16 protein-coding genes are annotated in these 13,754 nt (G+C 64.4%); 6 read left to right on the top strand and 10 right to left on the bottom strand.

Annotation, left to right across the window (positions count from 1 at the left end):
- Window positions 1-69: 69 nt before the first annotated feature.
- On the bottom strand, window positions 70-1,782 hold the full coding sequence (ureC, locus tag RPF88_RS21205; protein WP_442921283.1) for an urease subunit alpha: 1,713 nt from the start codon (window positions 1,780-1,782) through the stop codon (window positions 70-72).
- Between the two features lie 182 nt (window positions 1,783-1,964).
- Between ureC and RPF88_RS21200 the strand changes: the two genes are divergently transcribed.
- Together RPF88_RS21200 and RPF88_RS21195 are read left to right on the top strand one after the other, a co-directional pair.
- Window positions 1,965-2,348 (top strand): hypothetical protein, encoded by a 384-nt coding sequence (locus tag RPF88_RS21200; protein ID WP_064992829.1) that lies wholly within the window; start codon window positions 1,965-1,967, stop codon window positions 2,346-2,348.
- Window positions 2,349-2,477: 129 nt separating this feature from the next.
- Window positions 2,478-2,966 carry a hypothetical protein gene (locus RPF88_RS21195; RefSeq protein WP_337123145.1) on the top strand — a complete coding sequence of 163 codons (489 nt, stop codon included), beginning with the start codon at window positions 2,478-2,480 and terminating at the stop codon, window positions 2,964-2,966.
- Between the two features lie 20 nt (window positions 2,967-2,986).
- Here RPF88_RS21195 and RPF88_RS21190 read toward each other — a convergent pair whose 3' ends face one another.
- Genes RPF88_RS21190 through RPF88_RS21170 form a run of 5 tightly spaced genes read right to left on the bottom strand, consistent with a single transcriptional unit; the run spans window position 2,987 to window position 5,351 of the window.
- Window positions 2,987-3,292: an urease subunit beta gene (locus RPF88_RS21190; RefSeq protein WP_127366072.1), complete on the bottom strand. Its 306-nt coding sequence runs from the start codon at window positions 3,290-3,292 to the stop codon at window positions 2,987-2,989.
- Between the two features lie 8 nt (window positions 3,293-3,300).
- Window positions 3,301-3,888, bottom strand: a complete 588-nt coding sequence (locus tag RPF88_RS21185) for a HupE/UreJ family protein (RefSeq protein ID WP_337123144.1) — start codon at window positions 3,886-3,888, stop codon at window positions 3,301-3,303.
- A 33-nt stretch (window positions 3,889-3,921) separates the two neighbouring features.
- A complete protein-coding gene (locus RPF88_RS21180; protein WP_027161066.1) occupies window positions 3,922-4,176 on the bottom strand; it encodes a DUF1272 domain-containing protein in 255 nt (84 codons plus the stop codon).
- A 10-nt stretch (window positions 4,177-4,186) separates the two neighbouring features.
- On the bottom strand, window positions 4,187-4,489 hold the full coding sequence (locus tag RPF88_RS21175; RefSeq protein ID WP_013528395.1) for an urease subunit gamma: 303 nt from the start codon (window positions 4,487-4,489) through the stop codon (window positions 4,187-4,189).
- Window positions 4,490-4,517: 28 nt separating this feature from the next.
- Window positions 4,518-5,351, bottom strand: a complete 834-nt coding sequence (locus RPF88_RS21170) for an urease accessory protein UreD (RefSeq protein ID WP_064992832.1) — start codon at window positions 5,349-5,351, stop codon at window positions 4,518-4,520.
- A 215-nt stretch (window positions 5,352-5,566) separates the two neighbouring features.
- On the opposite strand from RPF88_RS21170, the gene RPF88_RS21165 reads away from it, so the two are divergent.
- The 3 genes from RPF88_RS21165 (at window position 5,567) to RPF88_RS21155 (ending at window position 7,903) form a co-directional block, all read left to right on the top strand.
- Complete coding sequence (locus tag RPF88_RS21165; RefSeq protein WP_013528393.1) at window positions 5,567-5,821, top strand: acyl carrier protein; 255 nt, start codon at window positions 5,567-5,569, stop codon at window positions 5,819-5,821.
- Window positions 5,822-5,826: 5 nt separating this feature from the next.
- Window positions 5,827-7,035, top strand: a complete 1,209-nt coding sequence (locus RPF88_RS21160) for a beta-ketoacyl-[acyl-carrier-protein] synthase family protein (protein ID WP_063170976.1) — start codon at window positions 5,827-5,829, stop codon at window positions 7,033-7,035.
- Window positions 7,036-7,198: 163 nt separating this feature from the next.
- The gene (locus RPF88_RS21155; protein WP_027161063.1) at window positions 7,199-7,903 is read left to right on the top strand and encodes a glutathione S-transferase N-terminal domain-containing protein; all 705 of its coding nucleotides are present in this window, start codon (window positions 7,199-7,201) and stop codon (window positions 7,901-7,903) included.
- 23 nt (window positions 7,904-7,926) lie between these two features.
- Here RPF88_RS21155 and RPF88_RS21150 read toward each other — a convergent pair whose 3' ends face one another.
- The 4 genes from RPF88_RS21150 to RPF88_RS21135 all read right to left on the bottom strand — a co-directional run bounded on the left by RPF88_RS21150 (window position 7,927) and on the right by RPF88_RS21135 (window position 12,123).
- The gene (locus RPF88_RS21150; protein WP_064992833.1) at window positions 7,927-8,274 is read right to left on the bottom strand and encodes a hypothetical protein; all 348 of its coding nucleotides are present in this window, start codon (window positions 8,272-8,274) and stop codon (window positions 7,927-7,929) included.
- An 85-nt stretch (window positions 8,275-8,359) separates the two neighbouring features.
- Window positions 8,360-8,980, bottom strand: a complete 621-nt coding sequence (locus RPF88_RS21145) for a nucleoside triphosphate hydrolase (RefSeq protein WP_013528389.1) — start codon at window positions 8,978-8,980, stop codon at window positions 8,360-8,362.
- A gap of 110 nt (window positions 8,981-9,090) precedes the next feature.
- Window positions 9,091-10,191, bottom strand: a complete 1,101-nt coding sequence (locus tag RPF88_RS21140) for a hypothetical protein (protein WP_337123143.1) — start codon at window positions 10,189-10,191, stop codon at window positions 9,091-9,093.
- Window positions 10,192-10,308: 117 nt separating this feature from the next.
- On the bottom strand, window positions 10,309-12,123 hold the full coding sequence (locus RPF88_RS21135; RefSeq protein WP_337123142.1) for a methyl-accepting chemotaxis protein: 1,815 nt from the start codon (window positions 12,121-12,123) through the stop codon (window positions 10,309-10,311).
- 217 nt (window positions 12,124-12,340) lie between these two features.
- Here RPF88_RS21135 and RPF88_RS21130 point away from each other — a divergent pair, with 217 nt between their 5' ends.
- Entirely contained in the window at window positions 12,341-13,228 is an 888-nt protein-coding gene (locus RPF88_RS21130) for a D-alanyl-D-alanine carboxypeptidase family protein (RefSeq protein WP_013528386.1), read from the top strand.
- Window positions 13,229-13,754 lie beyond the last annotated feature (526 nt).

The following is a 13,754-nucleotide window of genomic DNA, read 5'->3' as shown; positions in this document are numbered from 1 at the left end:
GTTGGCCGCATAGTGCTGCCTTCCACCAAGGGCTGCAACGGATAATGCTCGCCCGGTGGAAGCGCCGCTTCAAAACAGAAAATACCGTTGCGCCATCGGCAGCACCGTCGCCGGCTCGCAGGTCAGCAACTCGCCGTCGGCGCGCACCTCGTAGGTTTCCGGATCGACCTCGACATGCGGCGTGGCGTCGTTGAGCACCATCGAATGCTTGCCGATGCCGCCGCGGGTGTTTTCGACGGCGACGAACTGCTTGTCGACACCGAGCCTGCCATGCAGTCCCGACTCGAGCGCTGCTTTCGAAACGAACGTCACCGACGAGTTGGTCCTGGCCTTGCCATAGGCGCCGAACATCGGCCGGTAATGCATCGGCTGCGGCGTCGGGATCGAGGCGTTGGGGTCGCCCATCGGGGCGGCGGCGATCATGCCGCCGATCAGCACCATGTCCGGCTTGACGCCGAAGAAGGCCGGGTTCCACAGCACCAGGTCGGCGCGTTTGCCAACCGCGATCGAGCCGATGTCTTTCGACAGCCCATGCGCGATGGCCGGGTTGATCGTGTATTTGGCGATGTAGCGGCGGACGCGGAAATTGTCGTTGTTGCCGGTCTCCTGCGGCAGCGAGCCGCGCTGGCGTTTCATCTTGTCGGCGGTTTGCCAGGTGCGGATCGCGACTTCGCCGACGCGGCCCATGGCCTGCGAATCCGACGAGATGATCGAGAAGGCGCCGATGTCGTGCAAAATGTCTTCCGCCGCTATGGTCTCCTTGCGGATGCGGCTTTCGGCAAAGGCGATGTCTTCGGGGATCGACGGCGACAGATGATGGCAGACCATCAGCATGTCGAGATGCTCGGCCAGCGTGTTGACCGTGTAGGGCCGCGTCGGATTGGTCGAGGACGGGATGACGTTGGGCAGGCCGCAGACCTTGATGATGTCGGGCGCATGGCCGCCGCCGGCGCCCTCAGTGTGGAAGGCGTGAATGGTGCGGCCTTTGATGGCGGCGACCGTGTTCTCGACAAAGCCGGATTCGTTCAGCGTGTCTGTGTGGATCATCACCTGCACGTCGTAATCGTCGGCGACCGACAGGCAGCAATCGATGGCCGCCGGCGTCGTGCCCCAGTCCTCGTGCAGCTTCAGCGAGCAGGCGCCGCCCAGCACCATCTCCTCGAGCGCGGCGGGCAGCGAGGCATTGCCCTTGCCCGACAGGCCGATGTTCATCGGAAAGGCGTCGAAGGACTGGATCATGCGGGCCATGTGCCATGGCCCCGGTGTACAGGTGGTGGCCAGCGTGCCGTGCGCCGGGCCGGTGCCGCCGCCGAGCATGGTGGTGATGCCTGACATCAGCGCCTCCTCGATCTGCTGCGGGCAGATGAAGTGGATATGCGCGTCGAAGCCGCCTGATGTCAGGATCTTGCCTTCGCCGGCGATGATCTCCGTGCCGGGACCGATGATGATGGTAACGCCATCCTGCGTGTCCGGATTGCCGGCCTTGCCGATGGCCGCGATGCGGCCGTCCCTGAGGCCGATGTCGGCCTTGAAGACGCCTGCACTGGCATCGATCACCAGCGCGTTGGTGATCACGGTATCGACGGCGCCTTGCGCCCTGGAAACCTGGCTCTGGCCCATGCCGTCGCGGATCACCTTGCCGCCGCCGAATTTCACCTCTTCGCCATGGATGGTGAGATCCTTCTCGACCTCGATGAACAGTTCGGTGTCGGCAAGCCGTACTCTGTCGCCGACCGTCGGGCCGTACATCTGCGCGTAGGCGGCGCGGGTAATTCTGGCCATCAGCGATTGCTCCCGAAATGCGGTTTGCCGAAATGCGGTTGGATTGAAGCGCGGCTGCACATTGCTGCCATCCTATGGTCACGCAATGACCTGCTGGGCGACACCTTCTGATCCCATTTGGCGGTTGAGGTTAGGGGGTCACCCCAGACCGACCGTTTGCCAATCGATGGAAAGGAAAATCCATGCGCAAAACGATAGCTCTTGCCGCCGCCGCCAGCCTGATGCTGGCGGGCGCCGCCAGTGCCCAGCAGCAACCCGCGCCACAGCCCGCTCCGGCGCCGGCAACGCCTGCTCCAGCCACGCCCCAGGCTCAGCCGGCCGTTCCGACGATCCAGAGCGTCAACATCGTCGACATCACGGAGCTGCCAAAGGACACCCAGACGCAGGTCAACCAGGTGATCGCCCAGCGCGGCGATGACGGCTTGAAGAAACTGCGCAGCTCGATCGACGCCACACCCAAGGTCAAGTCGGCGCTCGAAGCCAAGGGAATGACCTCGGCGCAGGTGGTCGCAGCCAGTATGGAACCCAATGGCGCACTGACCCTGATCACCAAGAAGGCGAGCTGACGCCACGGCATGGCGGGCCGGCATCCGGCCGGCCGGCCGCATCGGGAAAGGAACCTTCGCCGGGCCGGATTCGTTTTGTTCTTTTCGCGCTAACCCGCGCCCCGAAACGATTTCTCTCAGGAGCGAGCGATGGCGATCACTTCTTTCTCGACCAGAATGCAGGCAGTCGCCGCCATGACGTTCCTGGCGGCGGCTGGTCCTGCTGCCGGACTGAAGGCGCAAGGACTGGAAAGCACGGAGACCGTCAATCGCATCGTCGGCTCGCAGGTCAAGCAGGAAGAGGCCAAGGCCAACTCTGAGGCCGGCAACGTCAACTCGGCGATCGACCGCACGCGTGAAAACATCGGCACGGTGCGCAAGACATCCAAGCTCGACAAGGTCGACATCGTGTTCCTCACCGACGCCGCGCGCAGCGAAGGCGGCCCGCCGCCGGAGATCGAGACCAAGGTCAAGCAGCATCAGGACGACATTACGGAGCTGCGCAAGGAGATCGAGGCCAACGCGCTGCTGTTCAACGCCATCGAATCGCGGCGCGTGCAGGCGCAGGATGTCCTCGCCGTCGAATTCGACAATCCCGGAAAGATCGTCATCTACGCCGCGGCCAAGCCATCGAACTGAGCTGAGCGCGCCGGAAGATCTCACAGCTTGCCCATCACCTTCTGCTGAAATCCGTAGACCTCGCGCTTCCCGCCGAGCGGCACCAGCGTGACGTCGCGCTCCTGGCCCGGCTCGAAGCGCATGGCTGTGCCCGCGGCAATGTCGAGGCGCATGCCACGCGCCCGTTCGCGGTCGAATTTCAGCCCCTCATTGGTTTCGAAGAAATGGTAGTGGCTGCCGACCTGGATCGGCCGGTCGCCGCTGTTGGCGATTTTCAGGGTGACGGTCTGCAGGCCCTTGTTGAGCTCGATGTCGCCGCCCACCGTGATGATTTCACCGGGGATCATGGTCACCCTCACACGATGCCGAAGGCGAGACCGATGCCGATCGCCGCGCAGGCGGCACCGGCAGCGCGGGCCAGGCCACGAAACCGGATGCCGAGACCGAGACCGGCGGCGATGCCGGTGACATGCAGCAACAGCGTGGCGATGGCAAAGCCGGCCATGTATTCAAGCCCGCCGGCATTCTCCGGCACCTCGGTGCCATGCGCGTGGCCGTGGAAAAGTGCGAACAGGCCGATGATGGCGACGCCGGCCGAGACCGGCAGATCGATCGCCAGCGCCACCAGCAGTCCGAGTGTCACGACCGATGCCAGTATGCCCGGTTCGACGAAGGGCAGCGGCATATGCAGCATGCCCAGCGCGCCGCCAACCAGCATGACGCCGACAAAGGCAGCCGGCCAGGCAAGAACCGCCTTGCCGCCCTTGAGCGCCGCCCACAGCCCGACCGCGATCATCACCGTCATGTGATCGAGGCCGGAGAGCGGGTGCATGAAGCCGGCCGTGAAGGAGGAGGTGGTACCCAGGCCGACATGGGCATAGGCCGGCAGGGCGGCGGCCAGCAGCAGGATCGCCGACAGGCAGAGGCGTTTGGCGGATATCATTCTGTTTGCCTTTCGTTTTGCTCGGTCTGGTGTTCACGCCGCCTTGCGGGGGCCGCAGCCTTCGGCCTTGAGAACGCGTTTGCTCGACGCCGGATATTTCTTCAGCATCGCTGCCGGGCGGATCGGCCGCGCCGAAAAACCACCGCCGCAATTGGGGCAGATGCCGCCCAACACCTGTTCCACGCATCCGGCGCAAAAGGTGCACTCGAAGGTGCAGATCAGCGCATCCGTCGCCTCGGGCGGCAGGTCCTTGTCGCAGCATTCGCAGTTGGGACGCAGCTCCAGCATCCTGTCCTCCTCAACGGATCGGTTCGTGCACGGTCACCAGCTTGGTGCCGTCGGGAAACGTCGCCTCGACCTGCACGTCATGGATCATCTCGGCGATGCCTTCCATGACTTGCGCGCGGCTGACGACATGAGCGCCGGCTTCCATCAGTTCGGCGACCGGACGGCCGTCGCGGGCGCCTTCGACGACGAAATCGGTGATCAGCGCAATCGCTTCCGGATGGTTGAGCTTGACGCCGCGTTCGAGCCGCTTGCGCGCCACCATCGCCGCCATGGCGATCAGCAGCTTGTCCTTTTCCCTCGGCGTCAGGTTCATGCGTTTCCCTGGATTGGTAGAGGCAGGCCTATAGTGACCATAATTTGGGCAACCCCGCCCTTCCGTTGAGCAATTCGACGAGTGGAACCAGCCGCTGGCGCAGTCGGTAGCCATCCCCGGCGTAGAGCCTCGCAAGAAGCTTGCCAGATTTCTTCACGCGCCAGGCGCTGGCGCTGCCCTGGTCGCCGACGATCTCCAGAACCGGATCGAGCAGGGCTTCGGCGCGTGGCGATACCAGAAGCAATGTCGCCACCGCGATCGCGCCGCCGGCAACCGCCGGGCGATCGAGCGTTGCGGCGATATCGGGTCCGATGCGGAAATCCTCGGCATGAACGAGGGCGCCATCCTGACGCACACGCCAGCGGTCATGGAAGTTGCCCTGCGTGGCGCGTTCGCCCATCGCCAGGCGGCCGAAGACGGCGGCTTCCAGCACCAGCGCCTCGGCGCCGACGGCAAGCTCGACGTCGAGCGTACGGGCAAAGGCCGCCCTGTCGAAGACGATGGTTTCCTGCGGCAGCCAGGCGATGCGGCCGTTTTCGCCTACCGACAAATTGACCCGCACTTCGGCATGGTCGGATGCCGCCCGGTAGATCTTCTCGCAGGCCTGCGTGGTGATCGATGCCGAAGCGGCCGCGCCGACATCCACGTCCCAGGCGATACGGTCGCCGCCCGTCATTCCGCCGGCGGTGTTGATCAGCACCGCTTCGAGCGGATCGGCCGAGACGGCCGGCATTCTTATCTTGGCGGCGCCGTCCTGATAGAGGCGCCGCAAGCGCGTGCGGCCCTCGCCAAGCGCACAGGAAAGCCGCGCCACGCCCGCAACGCGCTGCGTCGAAATCCCGCCATGTTCGCCCATATCCATGCCTGCACGTTAAGCACTCCGGCGGCTTTGTCGATATGGAGTTCGATATAGCTTGTTGCTTGACAACGTTTCGGTTTCTATAGAGGGAACCACCTTGGTACGGTCATGCTGCGCTTGGCGGGGGTATTAAACGACGACGGCGGCTTGATACCAGGAGAAAAAGGGGCGCTGCTCAGTCGGCGTCGGGAAACGCGAGATAGTGGGGAAGGAACCGAATGGCCGACCAGCTGGCAACGGATATCATCGCGAAGATCAAGGCTCATGCCGAGCCGGGCGGCGAAGAAATCACCACCACCACCGAATTGACCTCGCTTGGCATCCATTCGCTCGAGCTGACGGAGATTATCTTCGATCTTGAGGAAGAGTATGGCATCGAGATCGAGATGAACACGGTCGACGCCTGGAGCAATCTGAAGAACGTCGGCGACATGGTCGAAGCTGTGCGCGCGCTGATCGCGAAAAAAGCCTGAACTGAATGCGGCAGCGCGTTGTCATCACCGGCATGGGCGGCATTTGCGGGCTCGGCACCAGCGCGCCCGCGATCTGGAACGAGATGCGCGCCGGCCGCTCGGCCATCGGCCAGATCACAAGCCCCCAACTGCATGATCTGAAGGTCAAGGTCGGCTGCGAAATCAAGACGCTTCCCGATCACGGCATCGACCGCAAGCAGACCGTGTCGATGGACCGCTTCAGCCTGCTGGCGACGATCGCAGCCAGGGAAGCCATGCAGCACGCCGGCCTGGTCTCGAATGAAGCCACCACCTATCGGATGGGCACGGTCGTCGGTGTCGGCGTCTGCGGCTGGGAGGCGATCGAAGAGAGCTATCGGGCCATCCTGGTCGAGGGCAAGAACCGCGCCGGCATCTTCACCGTGCCAAAGGTCATGCCAAGCGCGGCCTCTGGCCATGTCAGCATGAATCTGGGCCTGCGCGGCCCGGTCTTCGGCGTCACCTCGGCCTGTTCGTCGTCCAACCACGCCATCGCCTCGGCTGTCGACCAGATCAGACTTGGCCGCGCCGATGTGATGGTCGCCGGCGGCACCGATGCGCCGCTGGTCTGGGGCATCCTGAAGGGCTGGGAAGCATTGCGCGTGCTGGCGCCCGACACCTGCCGGCCATTTTCGGCCGACCGCCAGGGACTGTCGCTCGGCGAGGGCGCCGGCATGGCGGTCCTGGAGACGTACGAGCACGCCATGGCGCGCGGCGCCACCATCCTTGCCGAGGTCGCCGGCGCCGGCCTCTCCGCCGATGCCTCCGACATTGTCGCGCCGACCGTCGAAGGGCCGACGGCGGCCATGCGCGCCTGCCTCGCCGATGCCGGCTTCAATCCCGAGGATGTCGACTACCTCAACGCCCATGGCACCGGCACCAAGGCCAACGACCAGATCGAGACGGCAGCGATCAAGCGCGTCTTCGGCGACCATGCCTACAAGCTTTCGGTGTCGTCGACCAAGTCGATGCACGCCCATTGCCTCGGCGCATCGGGTGCGCTGGAGATGATCGCCTGCGTGATGGCGATCCGCGAAGGCATCGTGCCGCCGACGGCCAATTTTCGTGAGGCCGATCCCGATTGCGACCTCGACGTCACGCCGAATGTGCCGCGCGAGCGCAAGGTGCGCGCCGCGATCAGCAACGGCTTCGCGTTCGGCGGCACCAATGCCGTGCTGGCCTTCAAGGCTGTCTGATCTAAGGGGCGGGCGGATCTGCCCCAGGCCGGCCATTCCGTTGACTGTCCGTGCTCGATGAAACCCTTCGCCGCCATATTGATCGTGCCGTGCGCCGCGTCTAATCCTTGGCCGACCCGCCAAAACCGCGCCGCTCGGCGCGAATCCTCATCCAGGAGTTTCCATGGCAGACCTGTCCGCCTTTCCGATCGCAACGCGTTGGCCGGCCAAGCATCCGGACCAGCTCCAGCTCTATTCGGCGACAACGCCGAACGGGGTGAAGATATCGATCGCCCTGGAGGAACTCGGCCTTCCTTACGAGCCGCATTGGGTCAACATCGGCCAGAACGAAAGCTGGACACCGGAATTCCTGTCGCTCAATCCCAACGGCAAGATACCGGCGATCATCGATCCCAACGGCCCGGACGGCAAGCCGATCGGCCTGTTCGAATCCGGCGCCATCCTGCTCTACCTCGCTGAAAAGACCGGCCTGCTCATGCCCATTGATGGCGCGCGCCGCTACGAGACCATCCAGTGGGTGTTCTTCCAGATGGCCTCGGTCGGGCCAATGTTCGGCCAGGTCGGCTTCTTCCACAAATTCGCCGGCCGCGAGATCGCCGACAAACGCCCTCTGGAGCGCTATCGCGACGAGTCAAAGCGACTGCTCGGCGTGCTCGACGGCCGGCTGAAAGGGCGCAAGTGGATCATGGGCAATGACTACACCATCGCCGACATCTCGCTGCTCGGTTGGGTGCGCAACCTGATCGGATTCTACGAAGCGCGCGAACTCGTCGGCTTTGACGATTTCGCCCATCTGGGAACATGGCTGGAGCGCGGCCTGGCGCGGCCGGCGGTGCAAAAAGGCCTGACCATCCCGGCCAAGGGATAGCAAAACCAGCCTCCGAAGCGCGGCTATTTCGCCTTCGCTTTGGCTTTCGAACCGCCTTTGCCAATGACGGAAGCAGCGAGCGACGCAGCACCTCGGGCGGCGACCATGACCGCGCCGGCAGCGACGTTGGCCGTGGCCTTGGCCGTGCGCATCGCACTGCCGCCCAAGGAGTGGCTGGAACTCGCGGGCTTCTTCGGCTTTGCGGCTTTTGGCGCGGCTTTCGCTGCGGCCGGCACCACTTTCTTCGGCGCTGCCTTGCCGAAAGCCGGCTTGGCGTCCTTGGAACGGGCTGTCATCGCCGGGCCGGCGCCGATTTTGGATTGGGTCGCCTTGCCCTTGGCGGGCGCAGGCTTTTTTGCCTTGGTTGCCATTGGACCGAATCCCTCTTTTGGCACAATTGTCGTGTCGGGATAACGGCCTGAAAGTCTTAAGGTTCCCCTTGCACAATCCGTCGAATCAAGCGGAAAGGCCGATCACCAGATCGGCGGCACTGCGCCGCGCGAGCACGCGCTCGATGTTGGGCAGGTCGTTGGAAGCGATCCAGGCGCGCGCATCTTCATCGGAGCGGCCATGCTCGTGCCAGCGCTCCATCAGGCGGCGCTCGAGCTCGTTGCGCGGCACGTCGACGAAGATCGAGAAATCGAACAGCGGCGCCAGCCGCGACCACGGCTCTTCGTCGAGCAGCAGGTAATTGCCCTCGACCAGGATGAACTTGGTTTCTGTGGCGACGATCGAGGCTGCGGCGCGCGACAGTTCCATGCTGCGGTCGAAGACCGGAATGGCGATGTCGGGTTCACCGGCACGGATACGCTTCAGCAAGGCCTCAAAACCGGCAAAGTCGAAGGTTTCCGGCGCGCCCTTGCGCGCGCGCAGACCGCGCCGCTCGAGCACGGCGTCGTCATAGTGGAAGCCGTCCATCGGTACGACCTCCGCTGCACCTTCGGGCAGCAGTTCATGCAGCCTTGCCGACAGCGTCGACTTGCCGGCGCCCGGTGGACCGGCAATGGCGACGATGAAGCGGTTTGCCTTGCCGGCACGCTTGAAGATGGTGGCGGCGAGATGGGCGATTTCGGACATGAGAGCCTCTCTGGCAGAGCTTCAGATCCACCATGTTCCGCATGATGATTTCGGCCACATCTTGGCGACAGTTCACGGAAATTTCAAACCCTGCGGCCGCGCAATCACACCTACGAGGCCAGCGGCTGGCCAATGCGCAGGAAATCGCTGTCGAAGGGAACCTCCGGCGTCGAACCACCGGCTTGCAGCCGCATGCGGCCATCCGCCGTCGTGACGTCCCGCGGCGGCTCGCCGCCCGACAGCGGCAGGACGCCGATGACGTGGCGAAAGGACACGCTTTGGCCTTCGCCCAGCGCAAAAGCGGTCGCCACCCCTTCGCGCTTCAGCCAGTTGTCGCCGATCGAGGCGGCATGGCCGACGGCAGCGCGGCCATCCTCGATGCCGAGCACGCCAAGGTGGCGGCCGCTCCATGGGGCGTAGTCGCGCCCGCCATTGCTGAACCACAGCATGGTGATTGGCAGTTCGGCCGGGTTCTTCAGCACCAGCACCAGATCGTCCTCGGCCTGTCGTGCAAGCGCGGTCCATCCCGGCCCGCCATGGTCGGCTTCGACCAGCGTGATGAAATCCTCGCGACGGTCATCCATGCGGTATTCCGTCAGGTCGAGCGTGCCGCCGCCGGCGGCGGGAAAATGGCCGAGATCGGTGGAGCGAGCCGGATAGGCGAGCATGAAGCGGCCGCGTGCGGGATCGGGCTCCAGCGGATCGTCCAGCGTCGCGGCAAAACGCTTCGGCGAAAAGGCCAGCCTGCCGCCGCCGGTCATGGCCGTCATCGGGTGATGGGCGATCGAGATCGCACCATGACCGCCGGAAAATACATGCTCCTGGTAGAGGAAGGGATGGCCGTCGCGCAGCGTCAGGATCTTGTCGACCGAAGCGCCCATCACCTCGTGCCGCAGGCGATAGACGGCGCGCCAGCCATCGTCGGTCGCGACACTTTCGACGACATCCCAGGCGCTGTTGGCCGGCCAGCCATGCAGCGGCGCTTCCTCGACATCGCTGCGCGAAAACGGCGCGCAGAGAAAATCGCCGGACAGCCGAACCGTGCCTTCCGGCAGGTCTTTCGGCAGCGTCTCGTTCGCATCGACCCAGGGCGCGCGATGCAGCGGCTTCAGCTGCCGCCCGCCGCCCTCGACGACCATGTCGGCGATGTGGCCGACCGTGAGGTCGAGCGAAACCGAAATGCCTCTGGCCTTGATGGTGTGGATGGTCATTGCGCTGTCACCGATTCTGAAGGCGCAAACTGAACCGTTCGGCGGCGGTTGCGCAAGCACTGCGACAGGGCATTTTTGCATCGCGCACCTTCACCTTCCCCACAAGGGGAGGGTGAGCTACTGTCGCTTGTATTCCCGCACCGGCGACTTGGTGTCGTCGGTGTAGGTAACCTGCACCGACATCGATTTCACGCTGTCGGCGACCTTGAAATAGGGTTGGTAATCGTAGGGGATGGCGTAGGGGTCCTTCTTGTCGCAAGGCGGCATCTTGATCTCCTTGTCGAGTGCCGCGCCGTTCAGGCTGTAATGCACCTGTTTGATGGCGCAGCGGTAGGACAGCATCTGGGTGAAATAGACCAGGCCGTGGTTGCCGCTGGCATCGAAGGCGATCCACGAGGTCCAGAACTGGTCGAGGATCTGCTTGTTGCCTTGCTGAAGCGCTGTTTCGGGGTCGAAGCGGATGTCGAACGGGCCGGTCTCGCGGCCCCTGATGTCGAGATATTTGATCGCAATGATCCCCGCCACGGTGCTGCCGGGCATCTCGAAGCTCGGATTGGCCATCGGCTTGCCGGTCGTCTGGTCGTTCATGGCCAGGAAACCGGTGTCGGTGAAAGAACCGCTGTCGCCCATGCGCCAGGAGATGGCGGTCGCCGGCTCGGGCAGCGAGATGGTCATCGACCAGCCCTGGTTGGAGCGCATCGGCGTCAGCGAAGGCACGAAGCGGGCGGGGTCGAGCACGTCGCCAAGCGCCGCCAGCCGGCTGCGGCTGCGGTCCAGCCAGTCGGCCAACTGCGTCTGGTCGACGAAATATTTGAGCAGCCCGCCATCCTTTTCGTAGGACGTGAACTTGATCAGCGCCTTGGCCTCGTTGCGCTTGTCGGCCAGCGTCTGGGCGCCGAGGCGGTCTTCGGAAAACTCCTGCGCCAACAGGAAATAGGCCGGCGCGAAATCCGGATTGGCTGATATGAAGACGTTGAGCTTGTCGAGGCGCTGGGCGTCGTCGAACTGCTGGATATGCACGAGCTTGATCGACAGCGCCTTGCCCTTGTCGGCAAGCGCGCCGAACACCTCACGCGCGCCGGCCTTGCCGTCCTGCACCCGAAGCAGCGTGGCAAAGCGCGTATAGGGGTCGATGGCGTCGACGTCGAAGCCGGCAAAGGCGAGGTAGGAGCGCCGCGCATTGAGCATGTCGCCGGACAACTCGTAGACGCGGGCATTGTGGTAGAACTCGTCCGGCCGCTTCGGCTCGGCGATCGCCCCGCCCTGCGCGGCCAAGGCGGCAAAGCCCTTGGCGATGATGTCGATCGAGGCGGCGATCTGCACGGTCGTCGCTTGCAGCTTCTCGGTCTGGGCCTGCTGCTGCGCCTGGCCGGCGACCAGCGTCTCGGTCTCCTTCTTCACCTCGTCGGTGGTCTTCTGCACTTCCGCCGTCTGCTCAGTCTGCTGCTGCTGGACGGACGCGATCTCGTCGGTCTTTTTCGCCACCGTGTCGGTCGACTGCTTGACCGCCTCCACCGTCTTTTGCGTCTGCGTGACGGTCTGCTCGATCTTCGCAACTTTCTCGGTAACGATGCCCATCGACTGCTGCAGCCCGGCAACGGCCGGCACCAGGCTGGCGATCACCCCGTGCTGGGCGTTGGTCTGCTGCTGCAGGCCGTAGACGCCGCCGGCGACGGCCGCCGCACTGGTGGCGAAGATCAAGGCCGGCAGCGCCTTGGCCGCCAGCACCAGCCGGAGCACGATGGCAATGGCGATGATGATTGCGGCCACCGCGGCGACCAGCGCGACATAGGCGGCGAACGGCGCCAGCGGATTGAGGATGTCGGATACGGCACCCCCGACAAAGGCGACGCTGCCGGCCCATTTGCCGGTGCGGCTGAGTGATGCCCTGATAAGCGAGGGCGCAGCGCCCCCGGCCCCGATGTTCGTCATGCCAAGCCCCCAAGCCCTCGATACCACGCTCCTTCCCACGGGAAACGCGGCCTTGGCAAGGAAAGACACGGGAAAACCGGCGTTTTCGGGGCGGATGCCAAGCTTGCGAGGCCTCGACAATCCTGGGGCTAACCGGCATTAACCAAATGGACGCAACAGCCGCGTTACGTTAGCGTCGTCTCATCTCAGCAACAGCCGACCCAGAACAGTCCAGCCCTTGTCCTACCTGCGCCCCCTTCCGCTCATCCAGAGAGTTTTTGCGGCACTAGCCCTGCTGGTGCTGCTGGCCGGCTGCGCCACGACGCCGCCCGACAGCGTGCTGGCCGTGCCCGCGCCGGCGCAGAAATATGCGGCCATCGTGGTCGACGCCAGGACCGGCAAGCAGCTGTTCGAGGTCAGCTCGACGGCGCAGCGCTACCCCGCCTCGCTGACCAAGATGATGACGCTGTATCTTTTGTTCGAGGCACTGGAGTCCGGCCGCGTCAGCAAGCAGACGCAGATCCCGGTTTCGGACCATGCCGCCTCGCAGCCGCCGACCAAGATGCGCTTCCGCCGCGGCGAAAGCATCGACGTCGATTCCGCGATCCGCGCCATCGTCGTCAAATCGGCCAACGACGTGGCGGTGGCGGTCGGCGAATATCTCGGCGGCTCGGAGGATCAGTTCGCCGCCATGATGACATCCAAGGCACGCCAGCTCGGCATGACCAGCACCACCTTCCGCAACGCGTCGGGCCTGCCCGACGATGGCCAGATGACGACGGCGCGCGACATGGCGGTGCTCGGCATGGCGCTGCATCAGCGCTTTCCCCAGCAGTTCCACTATTTCTCCGAAAGCGACTTCATGTTCCGCGGCCGGCTGGTGCGCGGCCACAACGACATGCTCGGCCGCGTGCGCGGCGTCGACGGCATCAAGACCGGCTACATCAGGGCGTCGGGCTTCAACATCGTCACCTCCTACAATGCCGACGGCCGCAATTTGATCGTCGTGGTGATGGGCGCCGACTCAGCCCGCCAGCGCAACGACCATGTCGAAGCGCTGATCCAGCGCAGCCTGTCGCCGACCACGGACGGCGCCAAGACCAGGCTGATGTTCGCGGAACAGTGAGGAGTGGTCCGGGTAGCGGACAAAAAGCCAATTGCTTGGCTTTTTGAACGACGAACGCCCTGAGCCTGCGAAGGGCGAGCTGCCGGTAGCAAGCATCGCGCTAGGCTGCGCGGGGACGGATATCGATAGGAATTTTTTCTTGACCCTGAGGGCAGCTATGCTACTATTTTCGGTATGGTGCTGAGTCGCGCCAACTGATCGACTGGAAACGTGACCCGCCCGCAAGGCGGGTTTTTTGTTGCCCGCCGCCCTGCAGAACCTTGTGCACGTTGGCGGGACAGCGCCCCCCTCTGTCCTGCCGGATCTTCGTCGCTCGGAAAGCCAAGCAATTGGCTTTCCGCCCGCTGCGCGGACCGCTCCTCAACCCGGGGGGAGATTGGCAGCTTCGGCGCTCCGCTCACTCCTGTGACGGTGGAAATTGGCGAAAGCCGGGACAACAGCCAATCTCCCCCCTTGAGGGGGAGATGTCCGGCAGGACAGCGGGGGGTGATTGGCGCAAACATCGGGCAAGTTCTTCCCGCTCCGG

The organism is Mesorhizobium sp. ISC11, assembly GCF_037162595.1.
Classification (GTDB): domain Bacteria; phylum Pseudomonadota; class Alphaproteobacteria; order Rhizobiales; family Rhizobiaceae; genus Mesorhizobium; species Mesorhizobium ciceri.
The sequence above is the reverse complement of the archived record's forward strand: the minus strand, read 5'-3'. Positions and strand labels throughout refer to the sequence as shown.

What these genes read in the sequence shown, in the direction of transcription:
- RPF88_RS21135 (WP_337123142.1), bottom strand. Translation starts at nt 12,123, where the DNA reads ATGACGAACATCGGGGCCGGGGGCGCTGCGCCCTCGCTTATCAGGGCA.
- RPF88_RS21140 (WP_337123143.1), bottom strand. Translation starts at nt 10,191, where the DNA reads ATGACCATCCACACCATCAAGGCCAGAGGCATTTCGGTTTCGCTCGAC.
- RPF88_RS21160 (WP_063170976.1), top strand. Translation starts at nt 5,827, where the DNA reads ATGCGGCAGCGCGTTGTCATCACCGGCATGGGCGGCATTTGCGGGCTC.
- RPF88_RS21150 (WP_064992833.1), bottom strand. Translation starts at nt 8,274, where the DNA reads ATGGCAACCAAGGCAAAAAAGCCTGCGCCCGCCAAGGGCAAGGCGACC.
- RPF88_RS21190 (WP_127366072.1), bottom strand. Translation starts at nt 3,292, where the DNA reads ATGATCCCCGGTGAAATCATCACGGTGGGCGGCGACATCGAGCTCAAC.
- RPF88_RS21185 (WP_337123144.1), bottom strand. Translation starts at nt 3,888, where the DNA reads ATGATATCCGCCAAACGCCTCTGCCTGTCGGCGATCCTGCTGCTGGCC.
- RPF88_RS21195 (WP_337123145.1), top strand. Translation starts at nt 2,478, where the DNA reads ATGGCGATCACTTCTTTCTCGACCAGAATGCAGGCAGTCGCCGCCATG.
- RPF88_RS21145 (WP_013528389.1), bottom strand. Translation starts at nt 8,980, where the DNA reads ATGTCCGAAATCGCCCATCTCGCCGCCACCATCTTCAAGCGTGCCGGC.
- RPF88_RS21170 (WP_064992832.1), bottom strand. Translation starts at nt 5,351, where the DNA reads ATGGATATGGGCGAACATGGCGGGATTTCGACGCAGCGCGTTGCGGGC.
- RPF88_RS21200 (WP_064992829.1), top strand. Translation starts at nt 1,965, where the DNA reads ATGCGCAAAACGATAGCTCTTGCCGCCGCCGCCAGCCTGATGCTGGCG.
- RPF88_RS21180 (WP_027161066.1), bottom strand. Translation starts at nt 4,176, where the DNA reads ATGCTGGAGCTGCGTCCCAACTGCGAATGCTGCGACAAGGACCTGCCG.
- ureC (WP_442921283.1), bottom strand. Translation starts at nt 1,782, where the DNA reads ATGGCCAGAATTACCCGCGCCGCCTACGCGCAGATGTACGGCCCGACG.
- RPF88_RS21165 (WP_013528393.1), top strand. Translation starts at nt 5,567, where the DNA reads ATGGCCGACCAGCTGGCAACGGATATCATCGCGAAGATCAAGGCTCAT.
- RPF88_RS21175 (WP_013528395.1), bottom strand. Translation starts at nt 4,489, where the DNA reads ATGAACCTGACGCCGAGGGAAAAGGACAAGCTGCTGATCGCCATGGCG.
- RPF88_RS21155 (WP_027161063.1), top strand. Translation starts at nt 7,199, where the DNA reads ATGGCAGACCTGTCCGCCTTTCCGATCGCAACGCGTTGGCCGGCCAAG.